The sequence below is a fragment of the Pontibacter akesuensis genome (genome assembly GCF_001611675.1).
Classification (GTDB): Bacteria; Bacteroidota; Bacteroidia; order Cytophagales; family Hymenobacteraceae; genus Pontibacter; species Pontibacter akesuensis.
In genome coordinates this window covers 2,061,469-2,073,980 of record NZ_CP014766.1, presented here as the reverse complement: position 1 = coordinate 2,073,980, position 12,512 = coordinate 2,061,469, and the positions used below count along the sequence as shown (strand labels likewise).

Below are 12,512 nucleotides of genomic sequence, written 5' to 3'. Positions count from 1 at the left end.
GCCTTTTTTATTTTGTTCGGATGTCCTTGAGGTGGAGTTGCAGGTTGATGATGCCCCTGTAGATGTTTTCTTCAATAGTATAGCACACATCAAACGGCCGGCCAGAGGAAATAGCGTCGAAGTGATCGGCCAGGCCAAAACCAATGGCGTCGATATAGGTGAAGCCGTCCTGGGTCAGGCGCAGTTTGAGGTGCGTATCGCCCACAATCTTTGCGTTGCCAGCATCCATCACGCCCTCCGATACAAACACAGGCCGCATGTTGCCAGGGCCGAAGGGCTCCATCTGCCGAATAATGTTGTAGAAGTTGCGTGTGATCTGCCTCAGCTGCAGCGGGGCATCTATGCTTATCTGCGGGATTTTCTGCTCTGGGGTGATCGTCTCTGCCACCACCTGCTCAAAGCGCTCCCGAAAGGCCTGCACGTTCGCTACAGGCAGCGTAAGGCCTGCGGCATACATGTGGCCGCCAAACTGCTCCAGCAGGTCAGAGCAGCTCTCTATGGCGTTGTGCACGTTAAAACCGTGCACCGACCTGGCAGAGCCCGAAGCCATACCGTTGGATTGCGTCAGGATGATGGTGGGGCGGTAGTAATGCTCGATGCAGCGCGAGGCCACAATACCGATCACGCCCTTGTGCCAGTTCTCGTTGAACAGCACCGTGGAATTGGCACTCTTCAGGAAATCATCCTCCTGAATCATCTGCAGCGCCTCTTTGGTAATGTTGGTGTCTTTGCTGCGGCGCTCTTTGTTCGACTCATTGATGATGCCAGCCATTCGGTGCGCCTCTTCCTTGGTTTGGGCAAGCAGCATGCGCACGGAGTTCTTGGCATCGCCCATACGGCCGGCAGCGTTGATGCGCGGCGCAAACCCAAACACAATGCTGGTAATGTCCATCTCCCCTTTCAGATCAGCAAGGTCTTTCAACGCATCCAATCCCGGGCGCATGGCCTGCGGGCCGTTGAGGTGCTGCAACCCCTGATAGGCCAGAATACGGTTCTCACCGGTGATGGGCACAATATCGGCGGCTATACTTACCACCAGCAAATCGAGAAACTTCAGCGCTTCGCTCTGGTCAATATCATTCTGCATACAGAAGGCCTGCAGCAGCTTAAAGCCCACGCCGCAACCTGAGAGCTCTTTGTACGGATAAGGGCAATCTACGCGCTTGGGGTCCAGCACGGCTACGGCCTGTGGCACGTCATCGTCGGGCAGGTGGTGGTCGCAGATGATAAAGTCGATGCCGAGGCTGGCGGCATAGGCTACTTTGTCAGCTGATTTAATGCCGCAGTCCAGGCTGATGATGAGGGTAACCTTCTGTTCGGCCGCCCAGTCCATGCCCTGCTGCGACACGCCGTAGCCTTCTTTGTACCTGTCCGGGATGTAGAAATCGATATTGGAAGTATAGTTGCGCAGGAAGCCGTACATCAGCGCCACCGAGGTGGTGCCGTCTACGTCATAATCGCCGTACACCAGGATTTTCTCGTTGCGGTGCAGCGCCTCGTTCAGGCGGTCGACGGCCCGGTCCATGTCCTTCATCAGGAAGGGGTCGTGCAGGTCTTGCAGGGAAGGACGGAAAAAGTGCTTGGCTTCGTCGTAGGTGCAGACACCGCGCTGGCAAAGTATACTCGTAAGCGTGGTGCTTACTTTAAGCTGCTCTGCTAGCTGTTCTACAGTTTCTGCTGGCGCTTCCTGGCTGATAACCCACCTTTTCTCCATATGCTCTTCTGTACACTTCTGGTCTTGCCTGCAAAGGTAGCTAATTCGGGAGGATTATGTTTGCCTGCCCCGGAACACTTCACTCCTTCGCGCTTAATTTCGTACTTTTGTGCCGTACAACAGGATGAGGAATGAAACGATTACGAGAGCTTTTCGAAAAGTATGGAAACTACTCCCTTGACTTAGTCATGTATGGTTTTTTTCTGCTCTTTATACTGCTGCTTTTTGTCTTCTTTAGCTAAGTATTTTAGACGCAAGTATAAAGACACAGGACACAGTACTTTTGCATCGCGCCATCTGCTATCAAGTATGGCGCCCGTGTTGTGTGCTCAACCAAGGTAGTATTTCGGTTGTTGTATCACTAAAAACAATGCTGGAACCCTTCAGCTAATCATTTCTAATTCATAACTTCTAATTTCTAATTCCGCGAAGCGCTAATTCAGCTTGTCTCCCCGCAGCTTGCGGAACCGTTTACGGGCCTCTGCTGCGTAAATGCTGCCCTGGTGCTTCACCAGCAGTTCGTTGTAGAGCTGCTGCGCCTTGTCCTTCTCCCCCAGGTTCTCTTCCAGTATAAAGGCCATGCGGTACAGCGCGTCATCGCTTAGGATGTCGTACTGCGGATTGCCTGTTATCTTCTGCAGGCTCTCTACTGCCTTCGCAAACTCTCCCGATCGCTCGTACAGCGTTGCCTTCTGAAAGTATATTTCATCGGTAAGGCTGTGTCCCGGGTACTTTTGCAGCATCCCGTCCAGCGCTGTGTGTGCCTCCTGTAGCTTGTTCTGGAAAATGAGCAAATCAATGGCTGCATACTCCTCCATGGCTACTGTTGAGGTATCCAATCCGGTATTGTCGGTGATTAGCAGGCTAAGGTCCATGGCATCGTTGGCAATCTCGCGGCTGGTAGCCAGCTTCAGTATATCCAGGTGCGCCTGCGCCAGCTCAAAATCGCCTTTATAGTAGTTCAGCCGGGCATTACGCAGCTTCGCCTCATGCCCAATCGGCGTTTCCTTGTGTGATTTTTCCACCTGTGCGTACAGCAGCGTGCTCTCCCACGGCTCCCCCTTCAGCAGGTAAATATCACCCAGGGTAAGTTTGCTTTCCGCTACCATGTTTGGATCAGCGCGCGGCATGGCAATGGCTTCCTGCAGCAGGGCAGTCGCTTTCTCTTTATCATCCAGGTAAAAGGCATGGAGCCCGGCCATGTGCTGCAGCACTTCCACCGTTTCAGGGCGGCGCCCAATCTCCGCCAGCAGTGCCTCGTAATCGGCGATCAGCGCCTGTATCTTTTCCTTGCTCACCGGAAACGTATTCTGCACCTGCCGCTCACGCGCGTTTATCAGCCGTTGCCTTGCCACCAAGTAGTATGGCCCCTGTGGGTACTCCTGCACCATGTATTCATAAGCTTCTATGGCACCTTCATAATCATCGTTTTTCAGGCTGATGGCACCTAAATCCATTACACGGGTACCGCCGCTGCGCGTACGTTTGTCTACCGCCCGGGCCTGCATGAGTGCGCCGTAGAAATCTTTGCGCTGGATGTACAGCCAGATGAGCATCTCGTTGAAAGCAACCTTATCGGGCTGCTGCTGCACCCGTTTTAAAAGCTCCGTCTCCATCAGGTCCAGGTTCTTCTCGTCTTGCAGCGCGTTCTGCAGGCGGCTTTGCACATAGCCCAGCTCGCTCTCATTCTGCTGCAGCAGGTTTAGCACCTCAGGTATCAGTTTGTCTGTTTTCTGGCGGTAAGAGTACAGTGCAATCAGGGGCTGGCTGTAGGCAAAAGGATCGTTGCTGACCTGGCGCCCACGCAAGTAGGCTTTCTCAGCGTAGTCGAAGAGGTCGTTTTGCATGAACACGCTGGCCAATACGATCACCTCCTCCGGCTTCACACCTTCCAGTAGCTTATTGAACTGCTTCTCTGCCGCGGCTTTGTCGCCTGCAGCCTGTAATACCAGCCCCATATCTACCTCATAGGCCAGGTTGCCGGGGTTCTGCTTTATCGTTTTCTTTACCAGCTTCTCCGCTTCCTTGTAATTGCGCTGGGCTAGCAGGGTCTTCAGGTAATCGGGGTACACCATGTGGAACAACTGCTCGTTGCTGATCATCTTGCTGTACAGGGCCTCTGCCTTGGCATAATCGCCCTGGCTGAAGTACTGGCGTGCCAGCCTCAGGTCCTGCTGCTGTGCCGTGGCCATAGGAGCCGCAAACAGCACCAGCAGTGCCAGCACCAACGTGTATAATATGTTCTTCCGCATAGCTTCTTTAAAACGCTTCGGCTTTGTGCCTTGGTATGTCCTTCTTCCTTAACTATTAATATACCAAATCAGTTTGGATTTCGCAGTCTGTTTTTGGTTTGGTGGTTGCTTATACTTGTCCCGCCCGTTCCCATACTTTGGTTTGTGAAGTATAGCGATGGCTGGTGGTTAATGACCGTTAAAGCTCCTCAAACTTATCATACTTGCTTTGCACACAAATAAAAGAGCCACTCCTTGCGGGGAGTGGCTCTTGAAGTATAGGATGCGCGGGTAGCTTAGAAGAAGCGTACGCGGTTATCCACGATTTCTGATTTCTCTTTGATGGCCTCGAAGGCATTGCTCTGGGCATTGCCGCTACGCGTGCTGCGCATCTGCTCTTTTACGTTAGAGAAGTCGTTGATTTCCGGGGCCGGGTTCAGGTTCGTCAGCTCCACCATCAGCACGCCGCCCTGTCCCTCGAAAGGAGCTGTGCGGGCACCTGGCTTCATACCGAATGCCTTGCCTACTGCCACTGGCTCTACACCCACACCTGGGATGGCAGCAGAAGCAAACGTAATGTTATCAGCCGACTGTACGGTGGCTTCCTGGCCATAGGCAGCTGCAATCTGTTCCAGAGTAGTGCCTTTTGCAGTCGTAAGCTTCTCGATGATCTGCTGTGCCTTCACCTCGCTGCGAACAGCGGCAGTTAATTCTTCGCGCACATTGTCTATGGAAGCATAGCCTTTCTCGCGCTCGCCAGTCAGGGTTGCCACCACGAACATATCACCTACCTCATATACGGGAGACACATCGCCTACTTCTGTATCCTTGGCATACGCCCAACGCACCAGTTCACGTGCATTTGACAGGTCGTTCACCATGATCTGATTTTTGCCGATGTTAGCAGCCTCCTCCTTTACCAGTTGCTTGTTAGCTGCCACGTTCTGGCGGAACTCTTCTGCATTGCTGCTGGTGCCAGCCAGTTCGTCGGCTACGGAATACGCTGCGTCGCGGGTACCTTCGCTTGGCTCGATGGCGCGCTGCACGGCGGCAATCTTGTACGTGTTCTTTGTCTTAGGCTCGGTGATCTTCACAATATGGAAGCCATACTCTGTCTCCACCAGGTTAGGCAGCAGGCCAGCACTTTCGGCGCCGAAAATAGCCTTTTCAAAAGCCGGCACCATCTGTCCCTCAGGGAACCAGCCCAGGTCACCGCCTTGAGAGGCTGTACCGTCAGAGCCATGCTGTGTGGCCAGCTGTGCGAAATCTGCACCGCCTTTAATCTGGTTCAGGATACCCTCTGCTTTTGCTTTGGCCGCAGCCTTTGCCTCTGGTGTGTCGCTTTCAGGGCGGATCAGGATGTGGCTGGCACGGGCTGCGCTCTTGTCAGCCTCTTTTGCATCCACTACCTTGAACAGGGCCACTGTGCCATTGTTAGAGAACGGTCCGTATACTTTGCCCTCCTGCAGCGGAAGCTGCTTGCGCAGTTGCTCTGGCAATTCGCCCGGCGTGCGGTACGTGCCGTTGAAAGGCACATCAGAGTTAGTGTTCACAAAAGCAGAGTCGTTCGTAGAACTGGCGAACTGCTGTGAAAGCGTTGCGATTTCCTGCTGGTAGTAAGTGCTGTCTTCCGTTGAGGCCGAAACCGGAATGGTTACGAACTCGATGGTGCGGCCAGCCTCTACCTTATATAACTCTTTGTTGCGGTTATAGTAGTCTTTCAGCTGCTCATCCGTCACTTGTACCGCTGAATCAGCCAGTGTAAAGTAGGGCACGAACAGCACTTTCATGCTGGCTGTGGCATTCTGCGCTTTGTAGAAGTTCTTAGCCTCTGCGTCAGTAATGTATACCGTCTTGCTCAGCAGGTTCGCATACTTTGTTTGCAAACGGTCTGCTGCAATGCTCTGCTCAAAGTTAACCCACATCGGGCGTGTGCCCGTCTGGTCCAGGTTCTGCAGGTACTGCACCACCTGGTTTCTGTCAAACTCGCCTGTCTGCGGGTTCGAGAACGCCTGCATTACGGCCGGGTGAATGTTGTTGCCCTGTACCATGTCCGCCAGCTCTTCGTCTGTTACGGTCAGGCCCAGGCGGTCATATTCTTTCTCCAGGGCTATCTTAAAGATTAGCTGGTTCCATGCCTGCTCACGCAGCATCGCCAGTTCCCCCTCGTTGGCTGCACGGCCTACACGTCCTTCATAGTCTGCTTGTACTTGCTGCAAAACAGCGTCAAACTCCTGGAAATCGATTTCCTCGCCGGCTATTTCACCCACTGTGGTGGCATCGTTGCCCAACAGCCTTGAGTTTCCACCAAGCAGGTCACCGCCTACTATAAAGACGCCAAGCCCGATGGCAATAACGCCAACAGCCCAACCAGACCTCTCTCTAATCTTATTAATTAATGCCATTCGTTATTTAACTTATAAAAGGATTGTGCAAAATAAGGTTAATCGCGCTAAATTTCAAAATTTTTATCTGAATGATTACCCTTTGGCATCTGCCTGAAAATCTGGGTTTTTGATCAGCTTCACGGCGTCTATGCGGTTCTCATCCATGGTGAGCACGGTAATTTCGAAGGGCGGCACCTGTGCCTTGTCGCCGGGTTGCGGGATCTCCCCGAAGGCGGAGAAGAAAAGCCCTCCCAGGGTTTCGTAATCCCCCTCGGGCAGGTCCAGCTCATACTTCTCTTTCAGGTAGTCTATTTCGTGGCGGGCGCTCAGGATATAGATACCCTTGTCCGGCACCACCTGCTCCAGCAGGCCCTTGTTCACATCGTACTCATCCTGTATCTCCCCGAAGATCTCCTCTATCACGTCCTCTACAGTAACTATGCCAGAGGTGCCGCCAAATTCATCCACTACCACAGCCACACTGCGGTGCTCGGCCACAAACTTTACAAACAGCTCGCTGGCCAACATACTTTCCGGCACCATGCTCACCGGCGACAGAATCTCGTTTATACTTTGCGGCTGCCTGAACATGGCCAACTGGTGGCAGTACCCGATGATGTTATCGATGCTATCCTCGTACACCAGGATCTTGGAATGGCCTGTATCGATAAAAGCCTCCTGCAGTTCCTGCATGGTGGCCGCCACGTCCACCGCCTCAATCTCAGTGCGCGGCACCATGCACTCGCGCACCTTCACTGTTTTAAACTCCATGGCATTATGGAATATCTCCGGGTCTACCTCGGGGGCGTGCTCCTGGCTGGGGTGGTACAGGCGGTTTTTGATGAAGGCGCTGAGGTCCGTGAAACCGAACACGGGCTTATCCTCCGAAAACTCAATCTTAAACACCCGCTCGGCCACCCACTTGCTCAGGCCCACCAGCAGGTACACCACCGGCCACAGCAGGAAGTACAGCAGCAGCATGGGCACCGCCAGCACCTGCAGCATTCTGTTGGGGTTGATGGCAAACAGGCTCCGCGGCAGAAACTCGGCGGTGAGCAACACGATTACTGAGGCAATGAAAATCTGCAGGACAAGTATAAGCAGGGGGTAGTGCAGGTACACCGGGAGGAGGCTGGTGAGCACCCCGTTGAGCAGGGCGGCAATGGTGAAGCCGTACAGCACCAGCGCCAGCGTATTGCCGATCAGGATGGTGGCCAGCAGGCGGGCCGGGCGCCGGAGCAGGAAGCCTAGGATGCGCCCGGAGCGCACATTGTTTTTCTCGCTGAGCTCAATCTGGATTTTGTTTGCGGCCATAAAGGCCATTTCCATACCCGAGAAAAAGGCAGAGAACAGCAGGGCTACAAACAGCAAAACAATCTGACTGGGGTCAACCATGGACTTTATAAGTTAGGCACCATCTTTCTTTCTGAGGTACCGGTAAAGTATGTACAGGATAAAACCGATCATGAAGAGCCAGTAATTGCCCACCACGTCGTTTTCCACAAAGCTGCGGTGCGTGCCGATAACCATGGCTACGAAAGACAGCGAAAGGAGTAGGATGTATACGAGCCGCCGGTTCATTCTTCTTCGAAATTAAATACGCCTGTTACCTTAGAAATCGTGTAGCGCGACAAGTCCTGGTTGGCGGTAAAACCAGTGCCTGTCAACCGCTGCTCTGCCGTGGTGAAGATAACAAACTTATCGGTGTAGACCTTTGCCTTGTTCCGGTTCCAGTACAACTCCTCTGTCTCCAGTTTCTCCTGCTTCTTCAGGTTGTTCACCACCACGTTACCGCTGGCGAAGTATAAATTCTTGCCCGGCTGCTGCTTGCCGTAGTTCCCGCGCATCGTGGACTCCAGCTTGCCCTGCGCATCGTAGAACTCCACGTAAAAACCTTTGGGAAACACCCTGTCTCCTGTCTCGAACTCCTGCTGCACCGGTGCCTTAATTTTGGTGATTAACTTGGCCGAGTCGCTGTAGAGGGTGGTTACGTCGTGGTTCTCCATGGTAGGGCCGGTATACTTCACCTCCTTGTCAGGGTCTTTCAAGTCACGCTCACACCCCGAACCGACCATGAGCAACACCGCCAGCAGTGCGGCTATCCATTGGTTTCGCATCTGTATAAAAAAATCATTTACTGTGAAGTTAGCAATTTTTGTGCTGATTGCTGTGCAACTGCAATTCTGACAGGTAGCTAGCATAAAAAAGGCCGCTCCAAGAACGGCCTTTTTTGTTTATGTCTTAGCGGGGGTTATTCGATGCGGCGCTTGAGGAACCAGCGGCTGTTTACGGTAAAGCCTACTCCAAACTGGAAGTAATCTTCTTTTATGAGGCCGGCGTCAGTTGTGCCGCGCTGGCCGTAGCCAAGTGATATGTTCATCAAATACAGGTCGTAGATAGTGCCACGACCCACCGGCAGGGTAAAGCCGGCTGTTACGCCTTTGTCTTTTATATCCTGCCCGTTTAACTGAAACTGGGTATCGTTGTAGTAAAGCCCGCCGCGGTACGTAATGCGCTGGAAATAGCTGCCGATGGCATTTGCATCAGGCGTGTACTCCGCGCCGATGGCATATCGGTAGCTGTCTTTCAGGTTATCGTTGCCGCCGTTAAAGTCTTTGAACTTCGACCACTGGTAGGTAGAAAAGTCTGCTGCCACCGTTAGGTTGGAGGCGTTATCGAAGCTGATGCCCGCGCTCCAGTTGGCCGGTATATGGATGGTGCCGCTGACAGTGTCCTCGTCGGCAATCGGAAAGGCCACCAGGTCACCCTCCTGGGAGCGGCGCTCATACGTGATATCCCGTTCGGCATCCAGGTCCGCGGCAAAGCTGTAAACACCACCCACTCCAACAAACAGCTTGTCTTTTACTTTCTTCCTGTAGTTCACTCCTGCGCGGTACAGGAAGTCGCGGTACGTGGTGCGGTCTACCTGCACAATGCGGGCAAGGTTAGTACCTGCCTGCTCTGGGTCCACCACCGTGCCAGATGCCTCCGTAATGGTGTTGCCGAAAAGATAGGATGCGCTGGCTCCCACTGTCATGCCGCTGAACAGCCTTACCCCGTGGGCAAAGTATACTTCAGACAAACCGCCCTCGCCGGTGTACTCGCGCTGAATGGAAGCCTGCGGGTTGCCCTGTACCTGTGAGGTGGCGTTGATTTCGTAGTTAATGGTGGAGAACGGACGGATGCCCACACCAGAGCTCCATCGCTTGGAAATCGGAACCACCAACGACAGGTTGTAGAGGTTGCCGTTGCCATCGCGCTGAGAGGCTGTTTCGCTCTTCAGGTTCTTGATCTCACCAAAGCCGCTCAGGTCGAAGTTGGTGATGCTGTTGTAGTACAGCAGCGCCGGGTTGGTAATGTTGGGCTGGAAACTGTTACCGGCACTGATGCCCGCCCCGCCCATGCCAGCGCTTCGGATGCTGCCCTGGTAATGGTTAATCTCACCCAAACCATAGCGGGAATAGGGGGTATTGCCGATAACCTGCGCCTGCGCAACATGCGTTAAACAAAGCGCGGCGAAGCCTACCAGTACTCGGAATGTCTTATACATTATGTGTCAATATTCTGTGAAGCCCGATCAAGACCAATTCAGGAATTACAAAGATGCGTCCTTTTAAGTTACTTTCAAAAAATGCTGCATCGCCCCCGCAAAGTATAACTACTAAATCAGCTGCTTTTTGGCTGTAAGACTGGATAAAACCGTTGAGTTCGGCTACGCTGCCTGCCAACACGCCGCTCAGGATGGACTCCTCGGTGGTTTTGCCGGTCAGCGGAAATTTTTGCTCGGTTTGCTGTACTAACGGCAGCCGCTGGGTAAAAGTATGCAGCGCCTTGAATTTCATCTTCAGGCCCGGTGCAATGCCGCCGCCCTGGTACTGTGCCTGTGCATCCACAAAATCATGGGTGATGCAGGTGCCCGCATCAAACACAAGGCAGTTGCGCCCCGGGAACAGGTAATTGGCCCCCACAGCGGCCGCGATTCGGTCGGCCCCCAGGGTTTGCGGCGTTTTGTACAGGTTTATAACAGGCAAGGCTGCCTGCGGGGTAAGCTCCAACAGCTTACCGCTCACAAGCAGCCTCTCCTTTATACTTGTTGCACCCGCAGCCACCGACGCCACAATGGCATGGTCAAACGTCTGGTTCAGCAGTACCTCCGGCAGCTCTTGCTGCCCCTCAAAGTACCCTTGCTCCACCAGCGCGCCAGCCTCAAAAATGCCATACTTCGTGCCGGTATTTCCAATGTCGATGGCCAGGTTGCGCATATGCTACATGAAGTATTTCAGCTGGATCACTTCTTTTTCGGTCAGATAGCGCCACTCGCCGCGCGGCACGTCCTTCTTGGTAAGGCCAGCGTACTGCACACGGTCCAGCGACACTACATCGTAGCCCAGGTGCTCGAAAATACGGCGTACAATGCGGTTACGGCCAATGTGAATCTCCAGGCCAACAAACTTGCTCGACTCACCCAGCAGGGCTACATCGTCCACCACGGCTTTGCCGTCCTCCAGCTCTACGCCTTCAGCCACTTTCTGGTAATCGGCTTTGGTCAGCGGCCTGTCCAGCTCTACCTGGTAAATCTTTTTGATGTCGTTAGACGGGTGCGTCAGTTTCTGGGCAAGCTCGCCGTCGTTGGTGAACAGCAACAAGCCTGTCGTGTTTCTATCGAGGCGGCCAACCGGGAAGATACGTTCCTTAGAAGCCGTAGCCACCAGGCTCATCACCGTTTTGCGGCCTTCCGGGTCATCTGTCGTTGTCAGGAAGTCCTTTGGCTTGTTCAGCAGCACGTATACCAGCTTCTCGCGGCTCAGCAGCTTTTTGCCGTAGTGCACGTTATCGGTAGGCTGTACTTTGTAGCCCATCTCCGTTACTACCTCACCATTTACCTTTATCTCTCCCGACTCGATCAGCACATCGGCCTCACGGCGCGAGCAAACACCGGCGTTGGCGATGTAGCGGTTCAGACGTATGCTACCATCCTCCTCTTCGCCTAGGCGGTTGGTTTTTTTGATACGTGGGTTGTCTTTGTAGCGGTTCAGGTTGTAATCCGGCGTTCTTGGCTCCTCACCTTTGCCAAAGCGATCATCAGAGCGGCCGAAGCTTTTGCTGCGGTCACTGCCTCTATCGTCTCTGGAGTTGCGCTTGTCGCCATAAGCAGGCTTGCGGTCATCACCACGGCCGTTTCTGCCTTCTCCGCTGCGGCTGTCACGGCGATCGTTGCTGCCGTAGCTGCGGCGCTCACCGTCTTCACGGCGCGGACGGTCGTTGTTGAATGGGCGGCGCTCGCCTCCCTCTCTCCTGTCACTGCCATAAGAGCGACGCTCTCCGCCTTCAGCTCTGTCGCTACCGTAAGTGCGCCTTTCACTTTCTTCGGCTCTATCGCCTCCGAAAGTTCTTCTTTCGCCTCCTTCACGGCGATCGCCACTGCGGCTATCATCACGTCTGTCTGAGCCGTAGCTTTTTTTATCGTAGTCGCGTCTTTCGGGTCTGTCAGAATTGAATGAACGGCGCTCTGTACGCTCGCCACCTTCTTTTCTGTCTCCACCAAAAGAACGTCTTTCGCCGCCTTCGCGTCTGTCGCCAGCAGGACGGCGGTCTTCGCCTTCTCTCCTGTCGCCGCCGAACGAGCGGCGCTCGCTGCTATCCTGCTGTCTTCCAGGGCTGAATGAGCGGCGCTCTCCACCTTCTTTTCTATCACCGTAAGAACGGCTTTCACCGCCCTCGCGTCTGTCTGCATTGAACGGACGGCGCTCTCCGCCTTCCCGTCTGTCAGAATTGAAAGAACGACGTTCGCCTCCCTCACGCCTGTCGGAATTGAAAGGGCGACGTTCTCCGCCTTCGCGCTTATCTGCATTAAATGAACGGCGCTCGCCTCCCTCACGCCTGTCAGCGTTAAATGGTTTGCGGTCGTTGTCTCTTCTATTGTCTCTATCGCCAAAGGCACGGCGTTCACCGCCTTCTGCCGGCTTCTCGTACTTGTCTCTTCTGTTAAAGATTTTCTTTTCTCCGCGATCACTGTTTGGTCTGTCAGAACGGTCTCTGTCAGCACCTCTTCTGCCTGCGCCCGCGTTGTCGCGGTCAGGTCTTTCGTTAAATTTTGCCATTGCTATTTAGTTATCGATGCAGTATCGCTACTGTACCTTGGTTGTGCAGTAATAATGGATAATATAAAACTATAGTTCA

General features: G+C 53.7%; 9 protein-coding genes. All 9 read right to left on the bottom strand.

All coding sequences use genetic code 11. The annotated features are described in order from the left end of the window. Positions 1 to 7: 7 nt before the first annotated feature. The 9 genes from recJ to A0W33_RS08710 all read right to left on the bottom strand — a co-directional run bounded on the left by recJ (position 8) and on the right by A0W33_RS08710 (position 12,433). A complete protein-coding gene (gene recJ / locus A0W33_RS08745; protein ID WP_068837799.1) occupies positions 8 to 1,714 on the bottom strand; it encodes a single-stranded-DNA-specific exonuclease RecJ in 1,707 nt (568 codons plus the stop codon). Between the two features lie 434 nt (positions 1,715 to 2,148). After that, positions 2,149 to 3,966, bottom strand: a complete 1,818-nt coding sequence (locus A0W33_RS08740; RefSeq protein WP_068837798.1) for a tetratricopeptide repeat protein — start codon at positions 3,964 to 3,966, stop codon at positions 2,149 to 2,151. Between the two features lie 275 nt (positions 3,967 to 4,241). Continuing rightward, on the bottom strand, positions 4,242 to 6,350 hold the full coding sequence (locus tag A0W33_RS08735; protein WP_068837797.1) for a peptidylprolyl isomerase: 2,109 nt from the start codon (positions 6,348 to 6,350) through the stop codon (positions 4,242 to 4,244). Between the two features lie 75 nt (positions 6,351 to 6,425). Next, positions 6,426 to 7,727 carry a hemolysin family protein gene (locus A0W33_RS08730; RefSeq protein ID WP_068837796.1) on the bottom strand — a complete coding sequence of 434 codons (1,302 nt, stop codon included), beginning with the start codon at positions 7,725 to 7,727 and terminating at the stop codon, positions 6,426 to 6,428. Positions 7,728 to 7,739: 12 nt separating this feature from the next. Then, on the bottom strand, positions 7,740 to 7,913 hold the full coding sequence (locus tag A0W33_RS20885; RefSeq protein ID WP_157578018.1) for a hypothetical protein: 174 nt from the start codon (positions 7,911 to 7,913) through the stop codon (positions 7,740 to 7,742). Beyond that, on the bottom strand, positions 7,910 to 8,449 hold the full coding sequence (gene lptC, locus A0W33_RS08725) for an LPS export ABC transporter periplasmic protein LptC (protein ID WP_068837795.1): 540 nt from the start codon (positions 8,447 to 8,449) through the stop codon (positions 7,910 to 7,912). Before lptC ends, A0W33_RS20885 begins: the two co-directional genes overlap by 4 nt. Positions 8,450 to 8,583: 134 nt before the next feature. Then, entirely contained in the window at positions 8,584 to 9,882 is a 1,299-nt protein-coding gene (locus A0W33_RS08720) for an OmpP1/FadL family transporter (RefSeq protein WP_068837794.1), read from the bottom strand. Further along, complete coding sequence (locus A0W33_RS08715; protein WP_068837793.1) at positions 9,875 to 10,594, bottom strand: type III pantothenate kinase; 720 nt, start codon at positions 10,592 to 10,594, stop codon at positions 9,875 to 9,877. The genes A0W33_RS08720 and A0W33_RS08715 overlap by 8 nt, the downstream gene beginning before the upstream one ends. A 3-nt stretch (positions 10,595 to 10,597) precedes the next feature. After that, positions 10,598 to 12,433 (bottom strand): pseudouridine synthase, encoded by a 1,836-nt coding sequence (locus A0W33_RS08710; RefSeq protein ID WP_068837792.1) that lies wholly within the window; start codon positions 12,431 to 12,433, stop codon positions 10,598 to 10,600. Between the last annotated feature and the right edge of the window lie 79 nt (positions 12,434 to 12,512).

Bases quoted from the DNA above. Each gene is read 5' to 3' on its own strand.
- A0W33_RS08710 (WP_068837792.1), bottom strand. From the start codon at position 12,433: ATGGCAAAATTTAACGAAAGACCTGACCGCGACAACGCGGGCGCAGGC.
- A0W33_RS20885 (WP_157578018.1), bottom strand. From the start codon at position 7,913: ATGAACCGGCGGCTCGTATACATCCTACTCCTTTCGCTGTCTTTCGTA.
- lptC (WP_068837795.1), bottom strand. From the start codon at position 8,449: ATGCGAAACCAATGGATAGCCGCACTGCTGGCGGTGTTGCTCATGGTC.
- A0W33_RS08735 (WP_068837797.1), bottom strand. From the start codon at position 6,350: ATGGCATTAATTAATAAGATTAGAGAGAGGTCTGGTTGGGCTGTTGGC.
- A0W33_RS08740 (WP_068837798.1), bottom strand. From the start codon at position 3,966: ATGCGGAAGAACATATTATACACGTTGGTGCTGGCACTGCTGGTGCTG.
- A0W33_RS08730 (WP_068837796.1), bottom strand. From the start codon at position 7,727: ATGGTTGACCCCAGTCAGATTGTTTTGCTGTTTGTAGCCCTGCTGTTC.
- A0W33_RS08715 (WP_068837793.1), bottom strand. From the start codon at position 10,594: ATGCGCAACCTGGCCATCGACATTGGAAATACCGGCACGAAGTATGGC.
- recJ (WP_068837799.1), bottom strand. From the start codon at position 1,714: ATGGAGAAAAGGTGGGTTATCAGCCAGGAAGCGCCAGCAGAAACTGTA.
- A0W33_RS08720 (WP_068837794.1), bottom strand. From the start codon at position 9,882: ATGTATAAGACATTCCGAGTACTGGTAGGCTTCGCCGCGCTTTGTTTA.